Origin of the sequence: Sphingosinicella ginsenosidimutans (assembly GCF_007995055.1) — a bacterium.
GTDB lineage: Bacteria > Pseudomonadota > Alphaproteobacteria > Sphingomonadales > Sphingomonadaceae > Allosphingosinicella > Allosphingosinicella ginsenosidimutans.
The window spans coordinates 1,109,192-1,134,656 of sequence record NZ_VOQQ01000001.1 but is presented as its reverse complement, the minus strand read 5'-3'; the positions used below and the strand labels follow the sequence as shown (position 1 = coordinate 1,134,656).

Annotated in this window: 32 protein-coding genes; 8 read left to right on the top strand and 24 right to left on the bottom strand. The window is 68.0% G+C overall.

Translation table 11 applies throughout. The features are described 5' to 3' along the window. Positions 1-159: 159 nt before the first annotated feature. From FRZ32_RS05640 to FRZ32_RS05625, 4 genes are read right to left on the bottom strand one after another with little or no spacing between them, the layout of a single operon-like run. A complete protein-coding gene (locus FRZ32_RS05640) occupies positions 160-567 on the bottom strand; it encodes a DoxX family protein (RefSeq protein ID WP_147042600.1) in 408 nt (135 codons plus the stop codon). A gap of 46 nt (positions 568-613) precedes the next feature. Continuing rightward, a complete protein-coding gene (gene fdxA / locus FRZ32_RS05635; protein WP_147042599.1) occupies positions 614-952 on the bottom strand; it encodes a ferredoxin FdxA in 339 nt (112 codons plus the stop codon). Positions 953-977: 25 nt separating this feature from the next. Next, positions 978-1,256 (bottom strand): RNA-binding S4 domain-containing protein, encoded by a 279-nt coding sequence (locus FRZ32_RS05630; RefSeq protein WP_147042598.1) that lies wholly within the window; start codon positions 1,254-1,256, stop codon positions 978-980. Continuing rightward, positions 1,249-3,753 (bottom strand): helicase-related protein, encoded by a 2,505-nt coding sequence (locus FRZ32_RS05625; protein ID WP_147042597.1) that lies wholly within the window; start codon positions 3,751-3,753, stop codon positions 1,249-1,251. The genes FRZ32_RS05630 and FRZ32_RS05625 overlap by 8 nt, the downstream gene beginning before the upstream one ends. A 225-nt stretch (positions 3,754-3,978) precedes the next feature. Here FRZ32_RS05625 and FRZ32_RS05620 point away from each other — a divergent pair, with 225 nt between their 5' ends. Further along, positions 3,979-5,490 (top strand): M23 family metallopeptidase, encoded by a 1,512-nt coding sequence (locus tag FRZ32_RS05620; protein WP_147042596.1) that lies wholly within the window; start codon positions 3,979-3,981, stop codon positions 5,488-5,490. Between the two features lie 48 nt (positions 5,491-5,538). On the opposite strand, the gene FRZ32_RS05615 is transcribed toward FRZ32_RS05620, so the two are convergent. The 6 genes from FRZ32_RS05615 to FRZ32_RS05590 all read right to left on the bottom strand — a co-directional run bounded on the left by FRZ32_RS05615 (position 5,539) and on the right by FRZ32_RS05590 (position 11,996). Then, entirely contained in the window at positions 5,539-7,233 is a 1,695-nt protein-coding gene (locus FRZ32_RS05615) for an ATP-binding protein (RefSeq protein ID WP_243445203.1), read from the bottom strand. A 76-nt stretch (positions 7,234-7,309) separates the two neighbouring features. After that, positions 7,310-8,077 (bottom strand): TIGR02186 family protein, encoded by a 768-nt coding sequence (locus FRZ32_RS05610; RefSeq protein WP_147042595.1) that lies wholly within the window; start codon positions 8,075-8,077, stop codon positions 7,310-7,312. Further along, complete coding sequence (locus FRZ32_RS05605; RefSeq protein ID WP_147042594.1) at positions 8,074-8,985, bottom strand: sulfite exporter TauE/SafE family protein; 912 nt, start codon at positions 8,983-8,985, stop codon at positions 8,074-8,076. The genes FRZ32_RS05610 and FRZ32_RS05605 overlap by 4 nt, the downstream gene beginning before the upstream one ends. 51 nt (positions 8,986-9,036) lie before the next feature. Then, the gene (locus FRZ32_RS05600) at positions 9,037-10,083 is read right to left on the bottom strand and encodes a hypothetical protein (RefSeq protein ID WP_147042593.1); all 1,047 of its coding nucleotides are present in this window, start codon (positions 10,081-10,083) and stop codon (positions 9,037-9,039) included. Then, complete coding sequence (locus FRZ32_RS05595; protein ID WP_147042592.1) at positions 10,080-11,465, bottom strand: glycosyl transferase family protein; 1,386 nt, start codon at positions 11,463-11,465, stop codon at positions 10,080-10,082. Before FRZ32_RS05595 ends, FRZ32_RS05600 begins: the two co-directional genes overlap by 4 nt. Before the next feature lie 111 nt (positions 11,466-11,576). Further along, positions 11,577-11,996: a VOC family protein gene (locus FRZ32_RS05590; RefSeq protein WP_147042591.1), complete on the bottom strand. Its 420-nt coding sequence runs from the start codon at positions 11,994-11,996 to the stop codon at positions 11,577-11,579. Between the two features lie 98 nt (positions 11,997-12,094). On the opposite strand from FRZ32_RS05590, the gene FRZ32_RS05585 reads away from it, so the two are divergent. Then, entirely contained in the window at positions 12,095-12,493 is a 399-nt protein-coding gene (locus tag FRZ32_RS05585) for a hypothetical protein (protein WP_147042590.1), read from the top strand. On the opposite strand, the gene queG is transcribed toward FRZ32_RS05585, so the two are convergent. After that, entirely contained in the window at positions 12,468-13,526 is a 1,059-nt protein-coding gene (queG, locus tag FRZ32_RS05580) for a tRNA epoxyqueuosine(34) reductase QueG (protein WP_147042589.1), read from the bottom strand. The genes FRZ32_RS05585 and queG overlap by 26 nt on opposite strands. Before the next feature lie 53 nt (positions 13,527-13,579). On the opposite strand from queG, the gene FRZ32_RS05575 reads away from it, so the two are divergent. From FRZ32_RS05575 to FRZ32_RS05565, 3 genes are all read left to right on the top strand, one after another. Beyond that, positions 13,580-14,521, top strand: coding sequence for an ABC transporter ATP-binding protein (locus tag FRZ32_RS05575; protein ID WP_147042588.1), 942 nt, complete (start codon positions 13,580-13,582; stop codon positions 14,519-14,521). Next, positions 14,521-15,765, top strand: a complete 1,245-nt coding sequence (locus tag FRZ32_RS05570) for an ABC transporter permease (protein WP_158635844.1) — start codon at positions 14,521-14,523, stop codon at positions 15,763-15,765. Before FRZ32_RS05575 ends, FRZ32_RS05570 begins: the two co-directional genes overlap by 1 nt. Before the next feature lie 62 nt (positions 15,766-15,827). After that, complete coding sequence (locus FRZ32_RS05565) at positions 15,828-16,067, top strand: hypothetical protein (protein WP_147042586.1); 240 nt, start codon at positions 15,828-15,830, stop codon at positions 16,065-16,067. Here the strand turns inward: FRZ32_RS05565 and FRZ32_RS05560 are convergent. The 3 genes from FRZ32_RS05560 to FRZ32_RS05550 all read right to left on the bottom strand — a co-directional run bounded on the left by FRZ32_RS05560 (position 16,064) and on the right by FRZ32_RS05550 (position 17,881). Further along, a complete protein-coding gene (locus tag FRZ32_RS05560) occupies positions 16,064-17,041 on the bottom strand; it encodes an isoaspartyl peptidase/L-asparaginase family protein (RefSeq protein ID WP_147042585.1) in 978 nt (325 codons plus the stop codon). The genes FRZ32_RS05565 and FRZ32_RS05560 overlap by 4 nt on opposite strands. A 63-nt stretch (positions 17,042-17,104) precedes the next feature. After that, entirely contained in the window at positions 17,105-17,608 is a 504-nt protein-coding gene (locus tag FRZ32_RS05555) for an OsmC family protein (RefSeq protein WP_147042584.1), read from the bottom strand. A gap of 63 nt (positions 17,609-17,671) precedes the next feature. Next, on the bottom strand, positions 17,672-17,881 hold the full coding sequence (locus tag FRZ32_RS05550) for a hypothetical protein (protein WP_147042583.1): 210 nt from the start codon (positions 17,879-17,881) through the stop codon (positions 17,672-17,674). Positions 17,882-18,036: 155 nt separating this feature from the next. Between FRZ32_RS05550 and FRZ32_RS05545 the strand changes: the two genes are divergently transcribed. Further along, positions 18,037-18,504 (top strand): hypothetical protein, encoded by a 468-nt coding sequence (locus FRZ32_RS05545; RefSeq protein WP_147042582.1) that lies wholly within the window; start codon positions 18,037-18,039, stop codon positions 18,502-18,504. On the opposite strand, the gene FRZ32_RS05540 is transcribed toward FRZ32_RS05545, so the two are convergent. Then, on the bottom strand, positions 18,482-18,685 hold the full coding sequence (locus FRZ32_RS05540) for a hypothetical protein (RefSeq protein ID WP_147042581.1): 204 nt from the start codon (positions 18,683-18,685) through the stop codon (positions 18,482-18,484). The two genes, FRZ32_RS05545 and FRZ32_RS05540, sit on opposite strands and share 23 nt — an antisense overlap. A gap of 240 nt (positions 18,686-18,925) precedes the next feature. Between FRZ32_RS05540 and FRZ32_RS05535 the strand changes: the two genes are divergently transcribed. Further along, positions 18,926-19,384, top strand: coding sequence for an ExbD/TolR family protein (locus tag FRZ32_RS05535; protein WP_158635843.1), 459 nt, complete (start codon positions 18,926-18,928; stop codon positions 19,382-19,384). Between the two features lie 46 nt (positions 19,385-19,430). On the opposite strand, the gene FRZ32_RS05530 is transcribed toward FRZ32_RS05535, so the two are convergent. After that, a complete protein-coding gene (locus tag FRZ32_RS05530; protein ID WP_147042579.1) occupies positions 19,431-19,958 on the bottom strand; it encodes a glycine zipper 2TM domain-containing protein in 528 nt (175 codons plus the stop codon). Between the two features lie 148 nt (positions 19,959-20,106). Here FRZ32_RS05530 and FRZ32_RS05525 point away from each other — a divergent pair, with 148 nt between their 5' ends. Beyond that, positions 20,107-20,445: a DMT family protein gene (locus FRZ32_RS05525; protein ID WP_147042578.1), complete on the top strand. Its 339-nt coding sequence runs from the start codon at positions 20,107-20,109 to the stop codon at positions 20,443-20,445. A gap of 45 nt (positions 20,446-20,490) precedes the next feature. Here FRZ32_RS05525 and FRZ32_RS05520 read toward each other — a convergent pair whose 3' ends face one another. The 8 genes from FRZ32_RS05520 to FRZ32_RS05485 form a co-directional block, all read right to left on the bottom strand. Continuing rightward, positions 20,491-20,739: a hypothetical protein gene (locus FRZ32_RS05520; protein WP_147042577.1), complete on the bottom strand. Its 249-nt coding sequence runs from the start codon at positions 20,737-20,739 to the stop codon at positions 20,491-20,493. 139 nt (positions 20,740-20,878) lie between these two features. Beyond that, on the bottom strand, positions 20,879-21,295 hold the full coding sequence (locus FRZ32_RS05515; RefSeq protein WP_147042576.1) for a DUF1330 domain-containing protein: 417 nt from the start codon (positions 21,293-21,295) through the stop codon (positions 20,879-20,881). A gap of 114 nt (positions 21,296-21,409) precedes the next feature. Then, positions 21,410-21,865, bottom strand: a complete 456-nt coding sequence (locus FRZ32_RS05510) for a hypothetical protein (protein ID WP_147042575.1) — start codon at positions 21,863-21,865, stop codon at positions 21,410-21,412. A gap of 293 nt (positions 21,866-22,158) precedes the next feature. Beyond that, positions 22,159-22,932, bottom strand: coding sequence for a deaminase (locus FRZ32_RS05505; RefSeq protein WP_147042574.1), 774 nt, complete (start codon positions 22,930-22,932; stop codon positions 22,159-22,161). Positions 22,933-23,540: 608 nt separating this feature from the next. Next, positions 23,541-23,708, bottom strand: a complete 168-nt coding sequence (locus FRZ32_RS15740; protein ID WP_205008243.1) for a KTSC domain-containing protein — start codon at positions 23,706-23,708, stop codon at positions 23,541-23,543. A gap of 27 nt (positions 23,709-23,735) precedes the next feature. After that, the gene (locus FRZ32_RS05495) at positions 23,736-24,791 is read right to left on the bottom strand and encodes a ribonucleotide-diphosphate reductase subunit beta (protein ID WP_147042572.1); all 1,056 of its coding nucleotides are present in this window, start codon (positions 24,789-24,791) and stop codon (positions 23,736-23,738) included. Positions 24,792-24,947: 156 nt separating this feature from the next. Continuing rightward, a complete protein-coding gene (locus FRZ32_RS05490; RefSeq protein ID WP_147042571.1) occupies positions 24,948-25,253 on the bottom strand; it encodes a hypothetical protein in 306 nt (101 codons plus the stop codon). Beyond that, positions 25,246-25,434 (bottom strand): hypothetical protein, encoded by a 189-nt coding sequence (locus FRZ32_RS05485; protein ID WP_147042570.1) that lies wholly within the window; start codon positions 25,432-25,434, stop codon positions 25,246-25,248. Before FRZ32_RS05485 ends, FRZ32_RS05490 begins: the two co-directional genes overlap by 8 nt. Positions 25,435-25,465 lie beyond the last annotated feature (31 nt).

Here is a 25,465-nt window from a genome sequence, read left to right as displayed (position 1 = left end):
GGAAACGGCCGCGTCCGAATCGCACCGGCCGCCTCCGTCCCCAAGGATGCGGCGCAAGCGCGGATTGTGCGGCAACTCGCTCAGATCACCTTATGCGGATGCGCGGGGCACCCGCTTCGAGGCGCCCTATATAGAGGCAAAAGGAGAGAAAATCCAGCCCTATGACGCCTTTGGCGCTTTGTCGCGCAGTCCATCGACGCTGAATGCGCCGGGCCCGGCAAAGACGAAATAGAGAAAGATGAAGCAATAGAGGATCGCCGCGTCGCCGCCATTGTTGAGCGGGAACGGGTCTTGGGGCGCGTGGACCATCCAGTAAGCGAAGGCCATCACGCCCGATGCGACGAAGGCCGCGGCGCGGGTGAACAGGCCGATCGCGACGAGCAGCCCGCAGGCCAGCTCGAAGATGCCGGCATAGGCGCCGGGGCTGCCCAGCCCAGGGCCGATCCCGGCCGCCGGGCCTGGCGGAAAGCTCAGGAACTTCTGCATTCCATGTTCGAGGAAGAGCAGGCCGACGAGGATGCGCAGGACGCCGCGCATGATCGGCTGGTAGCGATCGAGATGGTTCATTTTCGCGCGCCTCCCAATCGGTGTCGGGGCCCGCGGGCCGCCTCGCTCAGTCGCCCTCGCCGGGGTCGGGCGAGAAATATTTGTCGAACTTGCCTTCCTCGCCCTTGTGCTCGTCGGCGTCGGCGGGCGAGTCCTTCTTGCGGGTGATGTTCGGCCACTCGGCCGAATAGGTGCTGTTGAGTTCAAGCCACTTTTCAAGCCCGCTCTCGGTGTCGGGCAGGATCGCCTCGGCCGGGCATTCGGGCTCGCACACGCCGCAATCGATACATTCGTTGGGGTTGATGACGAGCATGTTCTCGCCCTCGTAGAAGCAGTCGACGGGGCAGACCTCGACGCAGTCCATATATTTGCAGCGGATGCAGGCATCGGTGACGACGTAGGTCATGTGCGTTCTTCTCCCCGGCGAATCCCTAATCGTCGCCGGCTGGCCCCGTCAATTCGGAATAAAGCGTGCGTGCCTCGGCGGGCGGGCCGCGCCGGACGGGGAGCGCCTCGATCCGCAGGATGCGAACCTCGCCGCGCTGGGCGAAGGCAAGGACGTTGCCGACGCGGACGGGCAGATGGGCCTTGTCGACGACGCGGCCGTCGAGGCGCAGGCGCCCCTCTTCCGCCATCGCCTGGGCCTGGGCGCGCGTCTTCACGATCCGCGCATGCCACAAGAAGCGATCGAGCCTGATGCTCTCAGCCACGCCCGAGCTCCGCCAGCGCGGCGAAGGCCGATCCGCTTCGGGCGCCGGCCCGCGCGCGGCGGCGACGCTCGCGACCGCGCCAGACCCAGCCTTCGCCGGCGCTGTTCGGGTGAAAGCCGATGTCGCGCATCAGCTTCGCGAGCGCGGCCGGCTGCAGGCCCAGCGAGGTGACGAGCGCGGCATCGACCGCATCCCCGGCTTCGCCCGCCCGCGCCCGGTGCGCCTGCTGCGCCAGGCGCTCGGCGACGTCGACGCGGATCGACTGGGGGCCCGCGGGCCGGAAGCCGAGCCGCATCAGCAGCGCCGGATCGGCGGGCGTCGGCAGGACCACGCTGCCCGGCGCCGGCAGTTCGGGCATCGGCATGTCCGCGGCGGCGGCCCGCAGGGCGGCGCGCCAGCGCATCGCCTCGGGCTTGAGCAGGGCCGGCATGAACAGATCCAGCGCGCCGATCCGGACGCCGAGCGCGGTCACGGTGCGGCGCTCGCCTCGATCCAGCGCGGCGAGCGGCTCGGCCACCGCGTCGCGGGCGACGATCCCGCCTTCATCGACCAGCAGGGCGAGGAGCGCGCGGATCGCCGGCGCCGCGGCGGGATCGCGGGCCGCATGGCCGGCGGCGCGAAGCGGGCCGAGCCGGGCCTCGATCCCGGCGCGAAGCCAGTCGGTCAGCCGCTCGGTCACGAGCGCGCGGCCTTTCAGCGACACCGCCTCGAGCCCGCGTCCCGGCACGACGCGCGGGCTGAGCAGGTTCTTGCCCGCCGCGAGCCGCGCCACCTCATGCCCGCGCCACAGCAGGGCGACCGGCGCGCCCGCATCGGTGCGCAGCGAGAAATGTGCATCCTTGTCGGCCGCCAACGCGGCGGCGCGCCGCTCATATTCGTGGCCGAGCCGGCGCTCGGCGGTGGCGAGCAGCATCTTGCGGTCGGCATGGCGGGCGGCCGGATCGACCTCGAACGCAAACCCCTTCAGCCGCCCGATCGGAAACGGCCCCACGCTCACCTCCCCTTCGGCGTCGATCGCCACCGGGGGCGGCGCGGCCCCCTTGCCGAGATCGCGCATCAGCATCGACGTGCGCCGATCGACGAAGCGCTGGGTGAGCCGCTCGTGCAGCGCGTCGGACAGCTTCTCCTCCACCGCCATGGCGCGTTCGGCCATCGCGGCCGGATCGGCCAGCCAGTCGGGGCGGTGCGCGACATAGGCCCAGGTGCGGATGCCGGCGAGCCGGTCGGCAAGCGTGTCGATATCGCCCTGGATATCGTCCAGCCGCGCGACCTCGCTCGCGAACCAGCCTTGCGGCACATGGCCGTCGCCCTCGCTCAGATGGCCGAACAACCGGCCGACGAGCCGGCTGTGCTGTTCGGGGCCGGTCTTGCGGAAATCGGGGAGGCCGCAAGCGGCCCACAGCCGCCGGACCATCGCCCCGGTTGCGCGCCCGATAACCGATGAATCGCCGGCGAGCAGGCGAAGCACGGCAAGGTCGATCGCTTCCGGCGCCGCGCGCAGCCCGGCAATGACCGGCCGCCGCTCCAGCGACCGGATCAGCGGCGATACGCCGGAAAAATCGAGATCGCTCTCGCGCCAGTAGAGATGGTCCAGCGGGGCGAAGCGATGCTGCTCGATCGCTTCGATCTCCTCCGGACGGAACTCGGCCAGCGGCTCGCCTTCGAAGGCGAGCGTGCCGAAGGTGCCGTCGCGCTGGTGCCGCCCGGCGCGGCCGGCGATCTGCGCCATTTCCGCGATCGTCAGTCGGCGGCGACGCTTGCCATCGAATTTGGAGAGGCCGGCGAAGGCGACATGGCCGACATCGAGATTGAGCCCCATGCCGATCGCGTCGGTCGCGACCAGATAGTCGACCTCGCCCGCCTGGTACATCGCGACCTGGGCGTTGCGGGTGCGCGGGGAGAGCGCGCCCATCACCACCGCCGCGCCGCCGCGCGTCCGCCGGAGCATCTCGGCGACGGCATAGACCTGCTCGGCCGAGAAGGCGACGATCGCCGAGCGGGGCGGCAGGCGCGACAGCTTGGCGGCGCCGGCATAGGTGAGCGTGGAAAAGCGGGGGCGGCCGATGATCTCTGCCCGCGGCAGCAGGGCGCGGACCATCGGCTTCAGGCTTTCGGAGCCGAGAATCATCGTCTCCTCCCGGCCGCGCGCGTGGAGCAGCCGATCGGTGAAGACATGGCCCCGCTCGGGATCGGCGCCGAGCTGCGCCTCATCGAGCGCGACGAAGGCGAAATCGCGATCGGTCGGCATCGATTCGGCGGTGCAGCAATACCAGCGCGCCTTTTCGGGAAGGATCTTCTCCTCGCCGGTGAGCAGCGCGACCTGGTTCGCCCCCTTTATCGCCACGATCCGGTCGTAGATCTCGCGGGCCAGCAGCCTGAGCGGAAAGCCCATCAGGCCGGACGAATGGCCGCACATCCGCTCGACTGCGAGATGGGTCTTGCCCGTATTGGTCGGGCCGAGGACCGCCTTCACGGTCCCGGCGGCTTCGTGACGCATCGTCCCTAGATCGGGCGGGCCGGCGCGAAACGCAACCGGCCGTTCGTCCGGCCAGCGACTCGCTTCGGCGCAGGGACCAGCCGGGCGCGACGTGCGTAATTTGACTTTAACCCCTTTTGTACACACTCATTTGCACGCGCCGGGCGGGGTGGTTTGCACGGCAGGTTGGAGCGGGTCTTCGGGCCCGGGGACGGGGACAAGCCGGTCTTGTATCAATATCGCGAGATGAGCGGCGGATCGGCCGGCGGCGCGGCGGCGCTCCGGTTCGGCGGCGCATCGCGCGACCGGGCCGGATTCGGCGCGCGAGTGGCGACGTCCAGCTTCCGCAGCGCCGGCGATTTCAACCTTGTCGTCGATCTTGGCCAGCGCATCGGATCGGGCGAATGGTTCCGTGGCCTCGCCACCCTCGTCGCGCTGTGCTGGGCCATCTGGTCGCTGACGCCGTCGCTCGCGCCGCTGCCCGGGTCCGTGCCCCTGCCCTTTTCGGAGGCAGAGGCGCAGCAGGCCGGTGCCCTGGCGATCGCGCCGCTTGCTTATGGCGGCGACACGGGGCGGCGGATGGCGCCGTCGGAGGCCGTCGTGCCGCTGCCCGAGGCGCCGGAGCGGCCGATCGTCGATCTCGCCGCCAGCCTTGGCCAGGGCGATGGCCTCGCCGCGACGCTGCAGCGCGCCGGCGTCGGCGCGGCGGAAGCGAACGGCGTGGCGGAAATGGTCACCGCGGTCGTGCCGGCGAGCGATCTTCAGGCCGGAACGACGATCAACCTGACGCTCGGGCGGCGGCCCAACCGGCTGGTCGCACGGCCGCTCGAAAAGCTGGCGATGCGTGCGCGTTTCGATCTCAAGATCGAGATCGCCCGTGCCGGCGACGCGCTGCGGCTCACCCAGATCCCGATCGCGGTCGACAATACGCCGCTGCGGATCCAGGGCCGCGTCGGCGACAGCCTCTATCGCTCCGCCCGTGCCGCCGGCGTGCCGGCGCGGATCGTTGAGACCTATTTGCGGGCGCTGGCGACCCAGATCGGCGTGCCGTCCGGAATCAATGCGGACGACCGGTTCGACATCATCGTCGCGCATCGCCGCGCCGCGACCGGCGAGACGGAGACCGGCGATCTGCTTTTCGCCGGCCTCCGGCGCAATCGCGGTCGCGATCTCCAGCTCATGCAATGGTCAAGCGGCGGGACGACCCAGTGGTTCGAGGCCTCTGGCGTCGGTCGCCAGAGCGGCGGCCTGCTCCGGCCGGTCCCGGGTGCGGTCAATTCGCCTTTTGGCCCTCGTTTCCACCCGGTCCTCCATTATACGCGGATGCATACCGGGGTCGATTTCCACGCCGCTTATGGCCAGCCCATCGTCGCCGTCGCCGATGGCCGGGTGGTGCGGGCCGGGCGTGCCGGCGGCTATGGCAACCAGGTGATGCTCGCCCATGCCGGCGGCCTCGTGACCTCCTATTCCCACATGAGCCGCTTCGCCGTTTCGGTCGGCGATCGGGTGCGGCGTGGGCAGGTGATCGGCTATGTCGGCGCGACCGGCCTCGCGACCGGTCCGCACCTGCATTACGAGATGTTCCGGGGCGGCGCCCGGGTGAATCCGCTGACCACGCAGTTCGCCACGCGGGCCCAGCTCAGCGGCGCCGACCTCGCCGGCTTCCGCAATCGCCTGCACAGCCTGCTCGCGACACCCCTTGCCAGCCAGCGCGCCGATGCGACGGCGGGCGCGCCCGCCCACCGCGCCGCGCCCTGATCATCGCAAAGGTCGCTTTGGGGCAAGGGCCGCGCCGGGCGCGCGGGATCAACGGCCCTGCGCGCGCCAGCGCTTGACGACGCGGCCGACCATCGCCTCCTCGTCGCCGGTCTGTCGCCACAGCTCCGAGAAGAGCGGATCGGACGAGGCGGGCCGGAGGTCGCGCTCGAGATCGTCGAAGGCGACGCGGATCGGGATCGACACACCCTCGCCGCACACGATGCACTCGCGGTTCCGCAGCGCCGGGATGACGTCGAGGAAGCCGCGCGAACCTTCGGGCATCGCCGCCTTGACGAACATCTGGTCGCGATCGTTGTTGAGGCGCATCGAGATGATCGTGCCGCATTGCGAGAGCACGCCTTCGGCAAGATCGGACGGCCGCTGCGTGATGAGGCCGAGCGAGACGCCATATTTACGGCCTTCCTTGGCGATCCGCTCGAGCACCTTGCGCACCGCCTGGCCGCTCTCGCTCTTGTCGGACGGCACGTAGCGGTGGGCCTCCTCGCAGACGAGGAGGACGGGCCGCTGGACCTCGCTTCGCGACCAGATCGCATAATCGAACACCAGCCGCGAGAGCACGGCGACGACGACGGAGACGATGTCTGACGGCACGCCCGACACGTCGATGATCGAGATCGGCTTGCCGCGCGCCGGCAGGCGGAAGATCTTCGAGATGAACGCGCTCATGGAATCGGCGACGAGCATTCCGGAGAACATGAACTGGTAGCGTGGATCGGACTTCAGCTCGTCGATCTTGCTCTTGAGCCGCATGTAGGGCGCCGTGTCGGTCGCCTTGTTGAGCAGCCCCATTTCCTGCGTGATCGCATTGGTGAGATCGGACAAGGCGTAGGGGATCGGCGAATCGACGGTGAGCTTGTTGAGCCCCTCGGCCGCGCGGTTCCTGGCGCGCGACTGGAGCAGGCACTTGGACAGGATGCCCATGTCCTGCTGGCGGTCGGCGCCCTGGCTGGTGATGAAGACCTCGCAATGCTCCTCGAAGTTCATCAGCCAGTAGGGCATGGCGAGATTGTCGACATTGTAGAGCTCGCCATGGCCCTTGAACGCGGCCGAATATTCGCCGTGCGGGTCGATCATCACGATATGGCCTTCCGGCGCGAGCGCGCAGATGCGGTGCATGATGAGCGCCGCCGCGGTCGATTTGCCGGTGCCGGTCGATCCCAGAAGGGCGAAATGCTTGCCGAGCAGCGCGTCGATATAGAGCGCGCCGCGCACGTCCTTCGTCGGATAGACGGTGCCGATCTCGATATTCGCGCGCTCGTCGGCGGCGAACATCTGCTTCAGGTCCTCGCCGGTCACCGGATAGGCGCGGCTGCCGGGGATCGGATAGCCGGTGATGCCGCGCTTGAAGTTGACGAGCTTGCCGCTCGCCGGATCCTCGTCGCCTTCGCCGAGGAAGTCGATCTCGGCGGTCACGGCCCCGGCTTCGGGATCGGTCACCTTGAGGTTGCGGACGTTGGCGAGCAGCCAGCGCCGGCCGCTGTCGATCTTGATCTGGCTGCCGACCTGGCCCGAAAGCGCGACGGAGGGGTCGGGATCGACCGCGAGCTCGGCGAGCCGCCGGCCATTGATCTCCACCCGCGCGCCGCTGCCGGCGATCTCCACGATCTCGCCGATCGCCTCATGCTTTGCGACGAGCGTGCCGCGCGGCGGGCTGAAATGGACCGGCCCGTCGGCATTGTCCCCGCCGGCCGGAAATTCGTGGACGTTCATTGCGTCGCTCATGAAAGACCAATCCTCGCGCCCGTCTTGTCGGGGAGAGGCTTAGACGTTCGAAGTAAACAAGTGGTATTTGTGGGTGTCAGGCGAAACGCCGGCGGAAGAGCGCGCTGGCGCTCCAGCCGAGGAAAAGCGAGATCGCGACCGCGGCGATGCCGTAGCTGAGCGACCATCTTTGCGCCGCCTGGGCGACGAACCGTTCGAACCCCAGCTTTTCGATGCGGATTTCGCGGGTCGCGCCGGCGATCACCCGGCCGTTGCGGATGAGGAAGGTTTCCGCCGTATAGGTGCCGACGGGGACTCGCGCCGGGATCGCGATGCGGGCCCGGTAGAGCACCCCTTCGCTGATCTCCACGCCATGCGGATATTCGGCATAAAGCTGGCTGCGGCGGCGCAGATCGATGAGGCCGTGCTCGAACCGTTGCAGCGTCGCCGCGTCGGCGCCGCTCCCCGGCGACAGCTGGAGATTGTCGAGGCCCAATTCATAGATCGCGGCGGTGCGATCGTCGACGAGCTGCGCAAGCGGTCGCGACGAGGCGACTGCATAGAAGGTCGGGGCCGAGCGGAAGCGCGCGCGCTCGACGTTCATCCAGATGCCGGCGACCTTGCGCTTCTCGCGCACCACGATCGGCTCCACCGGCCCCTTCAGCACGACGGCGACGTCGGTCGCGCCTTCGGGCGGGCGCCCGTCCGGATAGACGATCGCGCCGAACAGCAGCAGCTCCTCGCCGGCAAAGCTGTATCGTATCTCGACATTGCGGTTCGAAACGTCGGGCACCAGATGCGGCTGCGTCTGGCCGAGCAGCAGCGGCGTCGAGAGCGCGAGCAGGAGGGGGAAGAGCCGCTTCACAGCTGCTGCACCGTGTAGATTTCCTCCGGACGCCAGCCGAGCTGGAGCGCGAGGCGCCCGGCGACGCCGAGGATGACGATGGCGAGGATCATGCGCAAAAGCTCGGGCTTCAGCTTCTGCGCGATGCGCGCGCCCACCTGCGCGCCGACGACCGAGCCGAGCAGCAGGAGGACGGCGAGCACGATATCCACCGATCGGGTGGTCGTGGCGTGGACGAGGGTGGTCACCGCGGTGACGAACAGGATCTGGAGGAGCGACGTGCCGACGACGACCTGCGCCGACATGCCGAGCAGGTAGATCATCGCCGGGACCATGATGAAGCCGCCGCCGACGCCGAGCAGCACCGTCATGATGCCTGTGAAGAAGCCGAGGATGAGCGGCGCGAGCGGCGAGATGTAGAGCCCCGAACGGTAGAAGCGCCAGCGCATCGGCAGCGCTGCGATCAGCGGGTTGTGGCGCGGCGCCGGGCGCTCGCGGCGGCGCGGCTTGAGGATGGCGAGCGCGGTCGCTGCCTCGCGCGCCATCAGCAGGCCGATGCCGCCAAGCAGCACGACGTAGAGGATCGAGATCACCGTATCGATCTGGCCGCCCTGCTGAAGCCATCGGAAGATGAGGCCGCCGGCGAAGGATCCGAAGATGCCGCCGGCGATCAGCACCGCGCCCATCTGGGTGTCGACCCCGCGCCGGGCGCGATGCGCGAGCACGCCCGAAATGCTGGTCCCGGTGATCTGCGTGTTGGCGGAGGCGACGGCGACGGCCGGCGGGATGCCGTAGAAGATCAGGATCGGGGTGATCAGGAAGCCGCCGCCGACGCCGACCATGCCGGTGAGCAGGCCGACAAGGCCACCAAGGCCGACGATCACCAGCGCGTTGACCGACAGGCCGGCGATCGGAAGGTAGATGTCCATCGACGGCCGATCCTAGTCGCTAATCGCGGCGCGCGGAAGCGTGACGCCTCGTCAAAAATCGCCGGCAAGCGTCAGCGCCGGACCCGATGCCGGCTTCGCCCTTCCGGCCAGCCTGAATCGCCAGTCGGCCGAGAGGCGCAGCGTCGACCGGCCGGCCGTCAGACGGATGGACGCGGACGGCCCGGCGTCGAGGCGCGCGACGCCTGGCTGGGCCGCGCCCCACAGGCCGCCGCCGACTTCAAACGGCCCGGCCGGTGTTGAAAGCCGGGCCGCGCCATCGACGAACCCTTCGCGGCGATGCGCGCCGACGATGCCCGCCTGGACATAGGAATCGAGGCGGAAATCGCGCGGCAGCGCAAAGCTGCGGCCGCCATAAAGGGTGACTGAGAAGGCTGATCGGCCGGCGCGCCCGATCCTCTCGCGCCGCTCGGCGAGCAGATGGAGGGGCGCTGCGGCTGGCCGCCAATCGATCCCGATTGCCGCCTCGGCGCCGGAGGTGCGGCGCAGCGGCGCGTAGAGCCGGGCGGCGAGCGCGAGCGGTCGTGCGGCATCGCCGTTCAGCCGATAGAGCAGCCGCGCCCCGGCCTGGCTCCCGCCAAGCGTGCCGCCTGGCGCCAACGAACGCCCGTCCCCGGGGCGAGCGAGAAGCCAGGCGCTCGCCGACCAGCGCGATCCGGCTTCGCCGGCAACGGGGGGCGCAATCGCGGGGGCCGCCCGAGGGGCGCCCGCTGCCGCGTTCGCGATCGGCGGGATGCTTGAAGCCTCAAATGAATGTGCTTCGGCGTCCGTCCCGGCGCCTGGCGCCCCGGCCGGGGTCCAGGGCTGGAGGCGCCTGCCGCGCCCCCGCAGCGAGCGTGCGGCCGCAACCCTCTCACCGCGCGAGGCGGGCGGCGCAACGGCCGCTTCGGAGGCGCTTTCGGGCGGGCCGGCCGGCGCCGGCTCGGCGATGCTGGCCACGGTCCCGCCGCGCGTCGGCCCTTGCATGCGCGGCTCGGGCAGCGTCGTCAGCCCGGGGCCGTAGAGAATGAGCAGCCGGACGCCGATCCAGCCGCCGACCACCAGCCCGAGGAAGCGGAGCGGCGGCGCCGGCCCGTTCATTCCGCCGGCAGCTCGTGCGGGAAGACGTGGGCGGTCTTGTCCCACGCCGCGGCCCCCGTCCGCCGGAACCGGACATAGAGGACGAGCGCGCGCCGCGCGGCCAGCATCGCGATCGCATTGCCGATCACGACACGCGGGATCGCGCGCAGCCCCTCGCGCCAGCCATAGCTGCGCGCCACGAACCCGAAGCGCATCGCAAGGCGCCAGGCGAGCAGGCCGCCATTGATCGCCATCAGCAGGCCGAGCATCGGCGGGATCGGGTGGATTGGCGGCCCGCCGGCGAGCGCGACCAGCAGCAGGACGGTCCACAGCACGAGCCCGGCATAAGCGGCGAGCAGGATCAGCGCGGCGAGGACCGACTGCCGGTCGCGCATCCGCATCCAGCGTTCGGCAAGGCCGCCGGTCCAGCCCAGCCGGTCCCATCCAGCCAGCGCGATTCCGACCATCCAGCGCGCCTTCTGGTTCACCGCCGCGGCAAGCCGGGCCGGAAAATAGCCCCTGGTCGCGACGCTCGGGCGGCCGGGGCCCACCGGAAGCCGGACGAAGGCGGCGGGATGGCCCATCGCGCCGAGCCGGAGGCCAAGCTCGTAATCCTCGGTCAGGCTGGCGGGATCGAACGGGGTTCCGTGCGCTTTCGCCATCCGATCGAGCGCCGTACGCGCGATGGCACAGCCGACCCCGGCGGAGGGGACCGCGGCGCCAAGCGCCTCGCGCACCACCAGCTCCTTGCCATGCGCTTCCGCGAACTCGTCGGCATAATGCGCGCCGATCCATCGCGCCTTGGGATCGATCAGCGGCAGGACCGGAAGCTGGACGAGGTCGAATCGCTCGATCAGCGTGTCGAACAGGCGAAGCTCGGCTGAATGGACGATATCCTCCGCGTCGTGGAGAACGACAGCCTTGAACCGCCGGCCTTCCGCCGCCTCGTCGGCGCACATGGCGTCCCAGAGCCGATTGAGGCAATCGGCCTTGCTCGTCGGCCCGGGCATCGGCCCGATCGCGAGCCGCACCGATGGTGCGCGGAGCGCGCGAACTGCGTCGATGGTCGCCGGATCGTTGGGATAGCAGCCGACATAGATCCGATGGTCGAAGCCTGCGAACATGCGCGTCGCATGGTCCAGCATCCGGCCGATCACCGCCGATTCGTCCCAGGCCGGCACGAAGATCGCGATCGCGCCGGGCGCCGCTGGATCGGCGAGGCTTGCCGCGCAGGCCCGCGCCGCGCCGCGCCGCCGCAGCCGCCGGGTGAGGACAGTCGCGATCCAGATGAAATCGACGACGAGATCACCGATTCCCAGAAACAGGAAGCCGACGGCTGCGAACAGCGCGATTTCACGCCATGCGACTTCGGCTGCCGCCGTGATCAGATCGCCGATCGCCATGAATTCCCCCCGGAACCGGACATGAAATGATCCGAAACGGAAGGAAATCGCAAGCCCTGTCGAGCTTGCGAAGTCTTTCGCCGAAACAGGTGCGCGAGTTGATGCGCTTAATCAGGATCGAAAAAGATCGTCCGGATTGCGCATGGCCTTTATCTCGATCGCGTTTCCGGATGGATCGGTGAAGAACATCGTCGCCTGTTCGCCGGTCGATCCGGCAAAGCGGATCGTCGGTTCGATCACGAACCCAGTGCCCGCCTCGCGAAGTCGCGCGGCGAGTTGCTTCCAGTCCTCCATCGTCAGCACCGCGCCGAAATGCGGAACCGGGACATCATGTCCGTCGACCGGATTTTCGTGGCGACGTGCGGCGCCTTCTGGCGCGAGGTGCGCGACGATCTGGTGCCCGAAAAAGTCGAAATCGACCCAGCTTTCGGCGCTGCGGCCTTCGGGGCATCCCAGCAGCCCGCCGTAGAAAGCGCGCGCGGCGCCGAGATCGTGGACTGGAAAGGCGAGGTGGAAGGGTGGAAGGCTCATTCCGGTTTCCTATCGCGTGAACGCGGTCCTGGGGAGTCCGGCCGCACGCCGACGCCGCCGCCCTTGCCGAGACCGCCGTTCCGTGATTCTAGGCGGCGATGGACAGGAACCCCGATCGGCGCGCTCATTTCTGGCTGCTCGGCGCGCTCGCGCTCGGCGCCTGCGTGCCGCAGACACCTCGTCCGGCGCCGGTGCGGCCGACCGCCCCGCCACCCGAGCCGCAGCCTTATCCGCGCGCCGGGCTCGAAACGGTGATCGGCCGCACGGCGCGCGTACTGGTCGATGAATTCGGCCCCGCGCAGCTCGATTCGCGCGAGGGGCCGGCGCGCAAGCTCCAGTTCCTGAGCCCGGTCTGCGTGCTCGACGCCTATCTCTATCCGCCGCGCGGCGGCGGCGAGCCGATCGTCACCCATGTCGACGCGCGCCTGCCCGACGGGCGGGAGATGGACCGCGCGTCCTGCGTCGCGGCGCTCAGCCGCCGGCCGCAGGCGCGCTGAGCCGCGCCAGCGCCCAGGCGGCGGCTTCGGCGACGACCGGGTCGGGATCGCCGACCAGCTTGCGAAGGGCGGGAACGAGGTCCGGGCGGCCGCTATTGCCCGCGGCGATCGCGGCGTTGCGGACTATCCGATTGCGGCCGATCCGCTTGATCGGCGATCCCGCGAAGACCTGGCGGAAACCCGCGTCGTCGAGATCGAGCAGATCGGCGAGCGCCGGCGCGGCAAGCTCGGCCCGGGGCAGGAAGGCGCGGTTGGCGCGCGCGGCATCCGCGAACCGGTTCCAGGGGCACACGGCCAGGCAATCGTCGCAGCCATAGATGCGATTGCCGATCGCGGCCCGGAATTCCTCGGGGATCGGGCCCTTGTGCTCGATCGTGAGGTAGGAAATGCAGCGCCGCGCATCGAGCCGGAACGGGGCCGGAAAGGCGTCGGTCGGGCAGGCGGCGAGGCAGGCCGTGCACGAGCCGCAGCGCGCGGCGTGCGGCGCGTCGGTCGCGAGATCGAGCGAGGTGTAGAGCGCGCCGAGGAAGAGCCAGCTTCCGTCCGCGCGGCTGACGAGATTGGTGTGCTTGCCCTGCCAGCCGATGCCGGCCGCCTCAGCAAGCGGCTTTTCCATGACCGGGGCGGTATCGACAAACACCTTGAGCTCGCCCCCGGCAAGCTCGATCAGCCGGCGGGCGAGCGCCTTCAGCGCCTTCTTGACCAGGTCATGATAGTCCGCGCCCTGGGCGTAGACCGAAATCCGGCCGCGATCGCGCGCGTCGGCGAGCGCCAGCGGATCCGCGGCCGGCGCATAGCTCATCCCGAGCGCGACGACGCTGCGGACGTCCGGCCACAGCGCGCGGGGAGCGGCTCGCCGCACGGCCGTCTCCTCCATCCAGACCATGTCGCCATGGCAGCCCTCGGCCAGCCATTGGCGCAACCGCTCGCCGGCTTTCGGCGCGGCATCGGCGCGCGCGATTCCGAACGCGCAAAAGCCCAGTTCTTCGGCCGATCGGCGGAGGTCTTCGCGAAGCCTGTGCTTGCTTTCCAATCTATTCTCCGCTTAATCGCGCTTTACTTTGTGCGGGGGTTGCAAGAGCGTAAGTGAGCAATTTGGCGATCGAGGCGCGGGGGCTTTTCAAGTCGTTCGAGGGCAAGCCCGCCGTCCGGGGCATCGACATCGCCGTCCCGGAAGGCGCCATTTACGGCATATTGGGACTGAACGGCGCCGGCAAGACGACGACGCTCAGGATGCTGCTCGGAATCATCGAGCCGGACCGGGGCACGCGCAGCCTGCTCGGCCACGAACGCCCGCTCGAGGCGGCGAAGATCGTCGGCTATCTCCCCGAGGAGCGCGGCCTTTACCCGGCCATGACGACTCGCGACGCCATCGCCTTCATGGGCGCGCTGCGCGGCCTGCCGCTGGACGTCGGCCGCAAGCGCGCCGAGATCCTGCTGCGCGAGAACGATCTCGGCGCCTATGTCGACAAGCCGATCAAGAGCCTGTCCAAGGGAATGGCGCAGACGATCCAGCTGTTCGGCACCATCGTCCACAAGCCGCGCCTGATCGTCCTCGACGAGCCTTTCTCCGGGCTCGACGCGATCAACCAGGGCCGGCTCGAACATATGATCCGCGAGGAAGCGGCGGCCGGCACGACGGTGATCTTTTCCACCCATGTCATCCACCATGCCGAGCGTCTGTGCGAGCGGATCGCGATCATCGCCGCCGGTGAGGTGCGGTTCGAAGGGCGCGTCACCGAGGCGCGCGATCGTCTGCGCCCGCATGTTCGGTTGAAGACGCGCGCGAGCGACGGCGCCTGGCGCGCCGCTTTGCCCGCGGGCACGGTCCAGGACGGGGGCCTGTTCGAATTCGAGCTGCCGGCCGGCGGGATCGAGCCGCTGCTGAAGGCGCTGATCGACGGCGGCGCCGGCATCGAGCAATTGTCGATCGAGCGGCCGGGTCTGCACGACGCCTTCGTCGCCATCGCCGGGCCGTCCGCGCCGGCGACCAGGTCCGGCGAGAACGGGCTGGAGATCGCGGCATGATGAGCCTGTGGGAAGCGGCGTGGGTCATCGCACGCAGGGATTTCGTCGCCACCGTCTGGTCGCGCACCTTCGTCCTGTTCCTGCTGGCGCCGCTGATCGTCGTCGCCTTCACCCTTCTCGTCAGCACGATGTCGGCGCGGCGCGAGGCGGCGGCGTTGCAGCCGGTCGTGGCGCTCGTCGCCGACAGCGCCACCACGCAGGCGATCATGGATGCCCGCGACCGGCTCGTCGCCGGCACGTCCGAACAGGCCTTCCCGGCGCTGCGCCCGGTGGAGCCGGCGGAGCATGTCGGCGCCCAGGTGAGCCAGTTGCTCGCGGACGTCGAGGGCAATTATTCGGCGGTGCTGAGCGGAACGCTCGATCATCCGGTGCTCACCGGCCCGCGCCGCGCGGACCAGTTCGTCGCCCGGCGGCTCCAGCTCGTGATCGACGATGCGCGGCAGATGTCCACCATCGCCGCCGGGCATCGGGATTTCCGGTCGGTTCCGGTGCAGCGCGTCGTCACCGCCGCCGCCGCCGGCAACCTCCAGATGCTCCGTCGCCAGTTCGCGCGAGGCGGGCAGACCCTTATCTTCATGGTCACCGTTCTTCTCGCGACCCTGCTCCTGTCGACCCTGGTCGAGGAGAAATCGAACAAGGTGATCGAAGTGCTCGCCGCGGCGGTGCCGCTCGACTCCATCTTCCTCGGCAAGCTGTTCGCGATGCTCGCCATCTCGACCGTCGGCCTCATCGTCTGGGGCTCGATCGGCGGTGTCGCCTATCTGTTTTCGCAAGTCGTGTCGGATTGGGTGAACCTGCCGGATGTGTCGCCCGCGGTCGGCTGGCCGGCCTTCATCGTGCTGATCATCGTCTATTACGCGACCAACTTCATGCTGCTTGGCTCGCTTTTCCTCGGCATCGGCGCGCAGGCGAGCAGCGTGCGCGAGATCCAGACGATCTCGATGCCGGTGACGATGCTCCAGCTTCTCGTCTTCCTGCTCGCGATCAATGCAACGGGAAGCGACGCCGGATGGATGGGATGGGCGGCCTGGCTCGTGCCCTTCAGTTCACCGATGGCGATGGTCGGCTATGCCTCGATGTCGGACAGCCTGTGGCCGCATCTGCTTGCACTGCTCTGGCAATTGGCGTGGATCGTGGTCATCGTCCGCATCTCCTCACGGCTCTTCCAGCGCACGGTGATGAAATCGGGATCGCCCGGCAGCCTGTTCGATCTGAAGGCCTGGCGCGCCGGCGGGGCCGGATAGCGCAGGCCCTCTCAGTCCCGCCCGGTCTCGCCTCGCGCGGCGTCCCGGGTTATGATGGCGCGATGGCCGCCGAATTGCCCGGACGACTTGGGACGAACGACGCGATCGCCCTGCTGCGCGACGAGCGCGATCGCGCGGTCGAGATGCTCCGCCGGATCGAGGAGGAGGGCTGGACCTTCCAGGCCGCCGAAAGCGCCGACGCGCCCTCGCGAGACATCACCGACAAAAGCGCCAACCGCCAACGCCAGATCATCGAGCGGATGGACCGCCTGATCGGCTTCTTCGAAAGCGTCGCGGCTTAGGGGAGGGCCAGGCGGCGAAGGTCGGACCCGTGAACCTCGTCGCGGTAGAGCGCGGTCGTGTGGCCGGCGGGCGAGGCTTCGCCGCGATACATTCCCGGGGTGGTGAAGCTGAAGATTGCCTCGCCCGTCGGCGTCACGACGATCACGCCGCCGGCGCCGCCAAGCGCGCCTACTTCGCCCATCACCGCATCCGCGGCCGCCTGGGGCGCTTCGCCGAGCAGGCGGATGCGCGCGCAGATTTCATGGGCGGCCCCGACGCGCAGGAACTGCTCCCCGCTTCCGGTCGCCGACACCGCCGCGGCCCGATCGTCGGCATAGGTCCCGGCGCCGATCACCGGCGAATCGCCGATCCGGCCCCAACGCTTTCCGGTGAGACCGCCGGTCGAGGTCGCGGCGGCGACATGGCCTGCCTGATCGAGCGCGACCGCCCCGACCGTGCCATATTTGAGATCCGCATCGAACGCGCCAGCGTCGCCCCGCGCGCGCAGCTCGTCGAGCTGCCGGCGGCGTTCGAGGGTGACGAACCAGTCATTCGCCACCTGCTCCAGACCCTGCTCGCACGAAAATTGATCGGCGCCGTCGCCGCGGAGGAACGCGTGGGGGCTCGCCTCCATCACGCGCCGTGCGACGCTGACCGGATGGCGGCTGCGCGATACGCCCGCGATCGCGCCGGCGCGTCGGGACGCGCCTTCCATGATCGCGGCATCCAGCTCGACCCGGCCGTCATAATCGAGCACGGCGCCGCGGCCGGCATTGAAATTGGGATCGTCCTCGAGCACCCGCACCGCGACCTCGACCGCGTCGATCGCAGCGCCGCCTCCGGCCAGCACCGCCCCGCCTTCGGCCAGGGCGCGACTGAGCCCGGCGCGGATTCCCGCCTCCTGCTCGGCCCCGATGGCATCGCGCTCGAACCGGCCGGCGCCTCCATGCACGACCAGTCGCCACGCGCGCGTCGCGCCGTTCTCCGTCGTCATTGCAAGAATTCTCCTTTGCGGCCCGTGCTATAGGCCGCGGGCCGGATCTGGCCAAGCGCCCCGCTACGCGTCGGCGGTGGCGATCATGTCGTCGGCATGCCGGCGCGGCGCATCGCCATTCGCGTAATCGGCGCCATCGGCACTGGTGACGATCTCGAATCCCCGCATCAGCGTGCGATGCACGGGGCATTTCCCGGCGATGTCGAGCACCCTTTCCTTGATTTCGGCGGGTATCGGGCCGTCGAACACGATATGTCGTTCAAACCGGTCATGCGGCGCATCGCCGGCGCCGTCGGCCGGCACGACCTGGTGGGCGGCCTCGACGCGAAAGGTCGGCAGCGTGAGGTTCTTGCGCTGTCCATAGAGGCGGATCGTCATCGCCGTGCAGGCCGCCAGCGCCGCGGAAAGCAGTTCATAGGGCGTCGGGCCGCTGGCGTCGCCGCCCACATTCACCGGCTCGTCGGCCAGGATCGCGCCGCCGCGCACCTCGATCTCGGCCTGGAAGCGGCCCTTTCCTGTGGGACGCGCGATCACGCGGCCGGTCGTATCGGTGGGGTTCGAAACCATGCTGTCACCTCGCTGCGCCGCCAATGGCACGAATTGCACGCGGGTGCGAGCGATGGTGAGCGATCAGTGCCCTTGCGTGAACCGGCGCAGCGCCGCGACATCCTCGTTCGCCACCGGGGCGCCAGTCGCGTCGGCGGTCGCGGCGATCGAGCGGTTGGCCGAAGGATTCGGTGCGGAGCCGGCGACGTCCACCGCGAACCAGATCACCATCGCGGCCCAGATCAGCGCCATCCATCGGCTGCGGAAGATCGAGGTAAGGCTCGGCCCGAACATCGCACCGCTCTAGCGCTGGACGGTTAAGGCTTCGTGCCGCATGGACGGCTCCGACCGGCCGATGCGATGCGTTGCGGCGCACAGGCGAGGCGCCGGGAGGGAACCCGCCAGCGATTCGTTGGCTATGCCTGGACAAGTGGCCGAGGAGGCGAGGGATGGGTGCGTTGCGAGGATTTCCGGGGGCGCTGGCGCTTCTGGTGGCCGGCTGCAGCAATGGCGGATCGGCCGAGCTGGCCAATGGCGCAGCGGGCGGCAATGGCGCGCCGGCCGGCAACCGCGCCGCCGCGGCGGCCGCCAGCCTCGATGGCAGCACCGTCGCGCCGGCGCTCCCGCCCTGCCCGTTCGAGCGGACGCGCGAGTGGATCGGCGCGATCGAGAACGGGCGGCTCAACGTTACCGGCCGGGTCGACCTGCAGATGGCGGGCTTCCGGCCGACGCTGACCGAGCGGCGCGCCTCCGGCCCCGGCACGATCGCCTTCGATCTGACCTTGTCGCCGGCGGCTGGCGCGGCCGTCACCGATGTCGCCCGCTACCAGCGCGCCGGCGTTTCGCCCTATCGCACCGCCGAAGTCTATTGCGGCGGCCGCCGGATCGCGAGCATCAGGCTGATTCAGGTCGGATAGCGGCGAACAGGGCGGGCACCGGCTCGCAAGGCCGCAACGCCGCCCGCCCTTCCCTGGACCAGCAGAGCAGGCCCCGGCGCTCGACTCCGCCGCCGAGCAGCAGGGTCACGCGCAGGCCGGGCCGAAACGCGCCGTCATCGGCAGCGGCTGCGCGATCGCGGGTCGAGAGACTGGTTGCCATCCACGGCCATCCTTTCACGCGCCGGCCAGGGCGCGCAAAATGCCAACCCGCATATTTCGCATCGGTTCCCCGGTCCGGCGCGCCCGGGAAGCACAGTGAGGCCTTCAATTCATCCAGTTTGGACCGACTGGAAGGCCTGGGCGCGCGCCGCGCCGATCGGGGAGAATCCTCTTCCCCGCGTGATGCTTCCAAAAAGCGATGAGATAGTATAACGTCAAGGCGTCAAACATGGAGGATCTTATGCCTCAATCCCGCAAGCCGCGCGCGATCCGGACGCGCTTCCCGTCGATGCGGATCGACGATCAGCCGATCGCCGCGATCAACACCACGCCGCTCATCGATCTGATGCTCGTGCTCATCATCATGTTCATCGTCACCCTGCCGATGCGCGAGAACAAGGTGCCGCTCGACCTTCCGACGAATCCGACGCCGCCCGCCGTGCCGCCGCCGGTGCACCGCCTCGATCTCGATGCCGCCGGCCAGGCGCGGCTTGACGGGGTGGCAATCTCCGACTCGGCATTGCGCGCACGGCTCGCGGCGATCGCCGCCGATCCGGCCCATCCGACGCTTCATTTCAGCCCGGACGGCGCCACTCGGCATGAGCGGGTCGATCAGGTGCTGGCCGACATCCGCATCGCCGGGATCACCTCGCTCGGGCTGGTCGACGCGGCGCGGTTCGAGGCCGCCATCGCCGGCTGAACAGGACGGGGCGCCGGGACCCGGGGATCCCGGCGCCCGTCCTGGCCTAGCGACAGCGCACGCTGCCGCGTTCGACCTCGCGGCCGAGCGCGCCGCCCGCCGCGGCGCCGATCAGCGTGCCGAGCAGGCTGGAGCGGCCATTGTCCACCGCATTGCCGATCAGGCCACCGACCGCGGCGCCGACGATGAGCCCGGTCGTGCCGTCGGGGCGCCGGCAATAATAACGCCCGTCGCGGCCGCGATAGATGCGGTCGTTGCGGGTCAGCCGGCGCTCGCGATAATAGCGGCCGTCGCGATAATATTGATCGGCATAATAATAGCCGCCCGACGGCGGGCGGTTCCAGTCATAGCGGTTGTACGTCCGCCAATCGCGGTTGCGGGCCTGGGCGATGTCCCGCCGGCAGTCGCGAAGCTCGCGATTATATTCTCGGCGATTGTCGGCATTGCGCAGGTCTCGCCGGCAATCCTGCCGCGCTTCCCGCTCGTTCCGCCCCTGGGCATCGGCCGGGGCGGCGAGCGGCAGCGCCGCCGCAACCCCCGTCGTGGCCGCAAGGGCCAGAATCAGACTTCGCATCATTTCCTCCTCTCCTGAGGGCGCCAGTGTGTGGCGCTGCGGGGGACAACGAGGCAGCGCGACGGTGGTTGCGCTGCCCGCGCCGTCACGGCTTGCGGCGGGCGCGGCGGCGGGGCAGGCTGCGGCGGAGCGAAGGAAAGAGCGATCGATGCCGGTAATCCTGCTGCTGTTCATCTCGAACAGCTTCATGACCTTCGCCTGGTACTGGCACATTCGCGGCGGCGCGCTTTCGAAGCCGATCGCGGCGGTGGTGCTGATCAGCTGGGCGGTCGCGCTCGTCGAATATAGTTTCGCGGTGCCCGCCAACCGGATCGGGACGCTCCACGGCTGGACGCCGGGTCAGCTCAAGATCGCGCAGGAGGCGATCGCCCTCACCGTGTTCGGCGTCTTCATGGTCGGCTTCCTTGGCGAGCCGCTGAGCTGGCGCTTCGGCGCGGCCTTCGCCTGCATCCTGGCGGCGGTCGCCTTCATGTTCGTGGGCCGGTGAAGCCGGAAGAGGACGGGGCCGCCGGTTCGACGGCCCCGCAGGGGTTCAGCGATAGGGACGATAATGGTGGCGGCGCGATTCGAAACGCGCGCGCGCGATCTCGCGCCGGCATTCGGCGAGCTCGCGGCGATATTCCCAGCGATTGCGTGCGTGGCGAAGCTCGCGGCGGCATTCGCGCTGTTCGGCGCGGACGCGGTCGTATCGGTTGTAGCCGCCATGATATTGCGCCGAGGCGGCGGTGACGGGAAGCACGGCGGCGGCAAGGCCGGCGGCGGCGATGATGAGTTTACGCATGAAACAACCCTCCTCGTGGACGTTCGCACCGAGCGGCGACTCGGGCATGAACGCACGAAACATGGCCCCGGGCGCCTGAACCGGGCGCGAAGCGGATGTTCATTCGCGGTTTAGGGCGCAAGGCCCGCGGCGCGGACGATCAGCCGCGCGGCGCCATGCGGATCAGGCGGGAGGTTTCGACGGCCGCCTGGCGGTGGATCACGGCGGCGCGATAGGCTGGATCGGCGATCATGGCGAGGAAGGCGTCGGCGGAGGGATAGCGGGCGATGAAGGCGGCATCCCACGCCTCGTCCGCCGGCCCGATCAGCACGATCTCGGGCGCCGCCTGCCAGATGATCGCGCCGCCGACGCCGGCGAAGACCGGGCCGCTCTCCCGCTGGTAGCGCCGATAGGCCTCGGCCCCGCTCAGCCCCTCCGCGGCGGCCGGATGCTCCGCCGGATAGGCGGCCAGGCCACGGAAGCGCAGCAGGTTCAGCATCTCGATCGGCGCATCGCGCGGCAGCGCCTTGAAGGCATCGAAGGCGGCGCGTTCGGGATCGATGTGGTGGTCGGGCATGGGGAGATTATGCGGCGGCGCGGTTGCTGGAAGCAAGCCGCGCGCAGGGGCACGCAAATCGCGCCCAGGTCCGATTCACGTCACGCGAGACGCGAGGATGCGAAGGAGAAGAAATCAACGGGCTTCGGCCTGTTCGGCCGCCGAGGCGGCCGGATCGATGGTGAAGGCGATGCTCATGCCGCGGCCGGCGCGGCAGGCCGAGGTGCAAGAGTCGTCGAGGCGCGCGACGAGGCGGCCGTGGCGGACGACCCGGGCGGTGTCGGGGCGGAACCCGTCTCTTGCCTCCACCGCCGCCATCGTCGCGCCGGGAAGGCAATCGCGGATGATCGCGCCGTAGCGTTCCGGCGTCACCTCCGGCGGCGTCACGTTGCGCCAGCAGCGATAGCCGCCGTCGGCCGGCCGGCAGCCGTAGAGGATCGGCGGCGCGAAGCCCGCGTCGATCAGCGCGCGGAACGACCCGGCCCGATTGGCCGCATCCGACAGGCGCCGCATGTCTTCGCAGCGCGGCGGCTGCTCCCCCGGATCGCTCGCGGTCGCGGCGAGCAGCAAGGCGGCCAGCACGAGGTGCATTCAGTCCTCCCCGATCGGAACGTCGGCGCAGTGATGGCGGGCGGCGGGACAGGCTTCGTGGAGCACGGTGATAACCGGTACCGCGGCGCAATCGCCGCCGCGCTCGGGATACGACACGCGGAATTAGCTTCAGCAGCTGCTAGCGGAAATTAGACAATCCGGCCCGCTCGAGATCCCTCATAAGCCGACGACGAGATTCCTCTATCTTCGACCTCTCGGTTGTCGGCTTACGTTTGTCGGGCGGAGGCAAATTCGTAATCGGCAGAAGGAGATGAAGTTGCTTCCGACTTCCCTCATCCTGTTTCATTGGTAGCACCGTCCCCCTCGGCGTTCAGCTTTCGAATGACCATATTCTCGGTGATTGTATATGAATCCAGCGGTGTTGCGAATATCGGTTTGGCGTCCCGAGGATTCGGTTTGACGAATTTTCCGCCACTTTTCCGCTCACGCCCCGCGCTGGAAAAGAGCCGCAGCGAGGTTCTCGGAGCAAATCCTTCGTACTGAAGAAAGCGAACCTTGTCGTCGCAGTTTTCATCCAGAGAAATTGCGTCGCTGTGAAGGTCAAGCGCCAAGCTCTTCGAGTAGGGTTCCACATAGTAGACCGTGCCAACACCCGCGGCCACAATATGTCGGGCGCAATTGTGACAGGGGAAAGTGGTGGTATAGAGAGTAGAGCCGACCGTCGATCCGGTTCCTAGGCGCGCAACGGAGACGATTGCCTCCATTTCTGCATGAACTGAACGTGAGAACTCGATTAGGTTAGCGACTCCTCCTTCCATGGTGTCAGAAATCACAGAAGCTGCATTTTCACCCGCTGCTCCTACAGCGCCGGCAATTTTAACAGCCAGGCCATGCTTATGCTTGTCGTTATGGCATTCGTTATCTTGCCATCTAAAGCAGCGATGATCGGCCGCACCGCCCTCCCCATATAAGCCGCCGCCAAATTTTGGCACGTCGTTGCAGCCAACGCCGAGAAGGTCTCCGACATTGTCGTATATAGCGGCACCAACTTGACGAGAAAGGCAGGCTGACCGGACCGCCGCCGATGCGGCTTCCCAATCGCACATTCTCGGGTGCAAAGACGCTCACCACCCATAACAGGTCACCATAGACCTGCCTGAGGCGGCGCAGTTCAGCGGGATTCTTGAGTGAATCGACAAAATATGCTCGGCGCTGAGGGAGGACGACCCTGGTTCCGTCCACCTCTGCGTACCCTTTCCTCTGGTCGCGCTCGATAGCTATTTTTTCGATAGCTCGGTCAGCAAGGTACTCGTCGCCAAATTTGGTTCTTAGCGCGTTCCCTACCGTTTGGTATCGATCGATCCGTTCCGAGACACTCAACGTGTCGGGGATGTCCAAATCCACTTCGTTAGCGTGCTCTTTTATGATTCTACTGAGAACAATGTGGACAGGGTCATATCCGAACTCGTCCTGAAGCTCTTTCGACATGGCCTCGTAGGTGGTCGTACATCCCGACCCGACCGGTCCCACGAGCGCTATTACAAGCTCCAAACTGATACGATCGTCTATGTCATTGATCTTTGGACGCTCTGATCCGATAGTCCGATCATTAGCCGCAAGTGGTCTGGTCGCCATTTTGTCAGCTTATATGGCGGCATTTGAAATTAAAAGATCGCTTTATAAGACTGTGCCAGCCGTAGACGTTTGGAGAGCATCAGCCGTATTGGTCGCGAATATGGCTGTTATAATACTGCCCTTTGGACGTAGCCGAGAGTAGTCCGTTATAAACGGAAATCGGCACTCCATAGTAGCTATAAAGGCCACTTTCGCTAAACCAGATATCGAGACGTCGAGCGCTATCGTCATACTCGACACGATACATTGCTGACGAATTGACAAGGGGCATAGCCTACTCCGCAGCCACCCCGGCCCGCGTGAACATGTCGTCCCCTTCGCCGCCAGCCTCCGGCGCGTCATTCGCCGCCTTGGCCTGCTGGCGCCGGTCGAAATTGTCCCACACCTCGTTCCAATTCCCCCTGGTCGCGGCCTTGGAATATTCGGTCGCGCGCTGTTCGAAGAAATTGGCGTGCTCGACGCCGTTCAGCAGAGGCGCGAGCCAGGGGAGGGGATGCTCGTCGATCATGTAGATGGGCTGGAAGCCCAATTGCCCCAGGCGCCAGTCGGCGATGTAGCGGATATACTTCTTGATCTCCTTGGGCGTCATGCCGGGGACGGGGCCCATTTCGAAGGCGAGATCGATGAAGGCGTCCTCAAGCCGGACGGTCTTCTGGCAGACGTCGAGAATGTCCTCCTTGACGCTCTTGGTCAGGCAGTCGCGCTCCTTCACGAAGGCGTGGAACAGGCGGGTGATGCCCTCGCAGTGCAGGCTCTCGTCGCGCACGCTCCAGCTCACGATCTGGCCCATGCCCTTCATCTTGTTGAAGCGCGGGAAGTTCATCAGCATCGCGAAGCTGGCGAAGAGCTGAAGCCCCTCGGTGAAGCCGCCGAACATGGCGAGCGTGCGGGCGATGTCCTCGTCCGTGTCGACGCTGAAGGTCGCGAGATAATCGTGCTTGTCCTTCATCTCCTTGTACTGGAGGAAGGCCGAATATTCGCTCTCCGGCATCCCGATCGTGTCGAGCAGGTGGGAGTAAGCGGCGATGTGGACCGTCTCCATGTTGCTGAACGCGGTCAGCATCATCTTGATCTCGGTCGGCTTGAACACGCGGCCATATTTGTCGTGGTAGCAATCCTGCACCTCGACATCCGCCTGGGTGAAGAAGCGGAAGATCTGCGTCAGAAGGTTGCGCTCGTGATCGGTCAGCTTCTGCGCCCAATCGCGGCAATCCTCGCCGAGCGGCACCTCCTCCGGCATCCAGTGGATCTGCTGCTGGCGCTTCCAGAAATCGAACGCCCAGGGATATTCGAACGGCTTGTACTGCTTGCGGGCTTCGAGAAGGGGCATTGGACTACTCCGTGATCCCCTCTCCCGCCGGGAGAGGGAGGGGCCCAGGCAAAGCCTGGGAGGGTGAGGGTGATTGGCGGGCGGAGGGTTGGTCGCTCCCGCCGCTTCGCGGCTCCCTCCCTCTCCCAATGGGAGAGGGATTGTGTCCTTGCGTCCTCATCGCTCGCGGACCCTGACGATGCGGTCGCGGTAGACGACGTGGCTCTTCCGCGCGCCGACGCCGAAGACGACGATGCCGAGGAAATAGCCGAAATCGTACCAGCCGCCATTGTTGGGCACCGCGTAGATCGCGACGTCGGGCATGAAGAGGCTGAGCACCCAGGCGACCGGGAAGATGAAGCCGTGCCACAGCCCCAGAAGGAAGCCCGGCGCGGCCGGCTGGACCGCGTCGGCGCGCTGCACCGCGCAGGCGGCAAGGCCGGCGAGCGATGCGATCGCAAGGAGCGCGCGGGCCCTAGCCATGGCTGAGATGGATATAGCCGAGGGCGTCGGCGGCGATGACCGCGCCGCCGATCAGGAACAGGACGCCCGCCTGCCGGCGCTGGCCGAAGCCGCGGCTGCCGCGATCGAGGACAAGGATGACGAGACCGACGGCGGCGAAGACGGCGCCGAGGAGGAGCTTCACATTCTGATCCAGGTGCATCCGTCTCTCCTTTCCCCGACATGGCGGGCCG

What these genes read in the sequence shown, in the direction of transcription:
- FRZ32_RS05640 (WP_147042600.1), bottom strand. Translation starts at nt 567, where the DNA reads ATGAACCATCTCGATCGCTACCAGCCGATCATGCGCGGCGTCCTGCGC.
- fdxA (WP_147042599.1), bottom strand. Translation starts at nt 952, where the DNA reads ATGACCTACGTCGTCACCGATGCCTGCATCCGCTGCAAATATATGGAC.
- FRZ32_RS05625 (WP_147042597.1), bottom strand. Translation starts at nt 3,753, where the DNA reads ATGCGTCACGAAGCCGCCGGGACCGTGAAGGCGGTCCTCGGCCCGACC.
- FRZ32_RS05620 (WP_147042596.1), top strand. Translation starts at nt 3,979, where the DNA reads ATGAGCGGCGGATCGGCCGGCGGCGCGGCGGCGCTCCGGTTCGGCGGC.
- FRZ32_RS05615 (WP_243445203.1), bottom strand. Translation starts at nt 7,233, where the DNA reads ATGAGCGACGCAATGAACGTCCACGAATTTCCGGCCGGCGGGGACAAT.
- FRZ32_RS05605 (WP_147042594.1), bottom strand. Translation starts at nt 8,985, where the DNA reads ATGGACATCTACCTTCCGATCGCCGGCCTGTCGGTCAACGCGCTGGTG.
- FRZ32_RS05600 (WP_147042593.1), bottom strand. Translation starts at nt 10,083, where the DNA reads ATGAACGGGCCGGCGCCGCCGCTCCGCTTCCTCGGGCTGGTGGTCGGC.
- FRZ32_RS05595 (WP_147042592.1), bottom strand. Translation starts at nt 11,465, where the DNA reads ATGGCGATCGGCGATCTGATCACGGCGGCAGCCGAAGTCGCATGGCGT.
- FRZ32_RS05590 (WP_147042591.1), bottom strand. Translation starts at nt 11,996, where the DNA reads ATGAGCCTTCCACCCTTCCACCTCGCCTTTCCAGTCCACGATCTCGGC.
- FRZ32_RS05585 (WP_147042590.1), top strand. Translation starts at nt 12,095, where the DNA reads ATGGACAGGAACCCCGATCGGCGCGCTCATTTCTGGCTGCTCGGCGCG.
- FRZ32_RS05570 (WP_158635844.1), top strand. Translation starts at nt 14,521, where the DNA reads ATGAGCCTGTGGGAAGCGGCGTGGGTCATCGCACGCAGGGATTTCGTC.
- FRZ32_RS05565 (WP_147042586.1), top strand. Translation starts at nt 15,828, where the DNA reads ATGGCCGCCGAATTGCCCGGACGACTTGGGACGAACGACGCGATCGCC.
- FRZ32_RS05560 (WP_147042585.1), bottom strand. Translation starts at nt 17,041, where the DNA reads ATGACGACGGAGAACGGCGCGACGCGCGCGTGGCGACTGGTCGTGCAT.
- FRZ32_RS05555 (WP_147042584.1), bottom strand. Translation starts at nt 17,608, where the DNA reads ATGGTTTCGAACCCCACCGATACGACCGGCCGCGTGATCGCGCGTCCC.
- FRZ32_RS05550 (WP_147042583.1), bottom strand. Translation starts at nt 17,881, where the DNA reads ATGTTCGGGCCGAGCCTTACCTCGATCTTCCGCAGCCGATGGATGGCG.
- FRZ32_RS05545 (WP_147042582.1), top strand. Translation starts at nt 18,037, where the DNA reads ATGGGTGCGTTGCGAGGATTTCCGGGGGCGCTGGCGCTTCTGGTGGCC.
- FRZ32_RS05540 (WP_147042581.1), bottom strand. Translation starts at nt 18,685, where the DNA reads ATGGCAACCAGTCTCTCGACCCGCGATCGCGCAGCCGCTGCCGATGAC.
- FRZ32_RS05535 (WP_158635843.1), top strand. Translation starts at nt 18,926, where the DNA reads ATGCCTCAATCCCGCAAGCCGCGCGCGATCCGGACGCGCTTCCCGTCG.
- FRZ32_RS05530 (WP_147042579.1), bottom strand. Translation starts at nt 19,958, where the DNA reads ATGCGAAGTCTGATTCTGGCCCTTGCGGCCACGACGGGGGTTGCGGCG.
- FRZ32_RS05525 (WP_147042578.1), top strand. Translation starts at nt 20,107, where the DNA reads ATGCCGGTAATCCTGCTGCTGTTCATCTCGAACAGCTTCATGACCTTC.
- FRZ32_RS05520 (WP_147042577.1), bottom strand. Translation starts at nt 20,739, where the DNA reads ATGCGTAAACTCATCATCGCCGCCGCCGGCCTTGCCGCCGCCGTGCTT.
- FRZ32_RS05515 (WP_147042576.1), bottom strand. Translation starts at nt 21,295, where the DNA reads ATGCCCGACCACCACATCGATCCCGAACGCGCCGCCTTCGATGCCTTC.
- FRZ32_RS05510 (WP_147042575.1), bottom strand. Translation starts at nt 21,865, where the DNA reads ATGCACCTCGTGCTGGCCGCCTTGCTGCTCGCCGCGACCGCGAGCGAT.
- FRZ32_RS05505 (WP_147042574.1), bottom strand. Translation starts at nt 22,932, where the DNA reads ATGTGCGATTGGGAAGCCGCATCGGCGGCGGTCCGGTCAGCCTGCCTT.
- FRZ32_RS15740 (WP_205008243.1), bottom strand. Translation starts at nt 23,708, where the DNA reads ATGTATCGTGTCGAGTATGACGATAGCGCTCGACGTCTCGATATCTGG.
- FRZ32_RS05495 (WP_147042572.1), bottom strand. Translation starts at nt 24,791, where the DNA reads ATGCCCCTTCTCGAAGCCCGCAAGCAGTACAAGCCGTTCGAATATCCC.
- FRZ32_RS05490 (WP_147042571.1), bottom strand. Translation starts at nt 25,253, where the DNA reads ATGGCTAGGGCCCGCGCGCTCCTTGCGATCGCATCGCTCGCCGGCCTT.
- FRZ32_RS05485 (WP_147042570.1), bottom strand. Translation starts at nt 25,434, where the DNA reads ATGCACCTGGATCAGAATGTGAAGCTCCTCCTCGGCGCCGTCTTCGCC.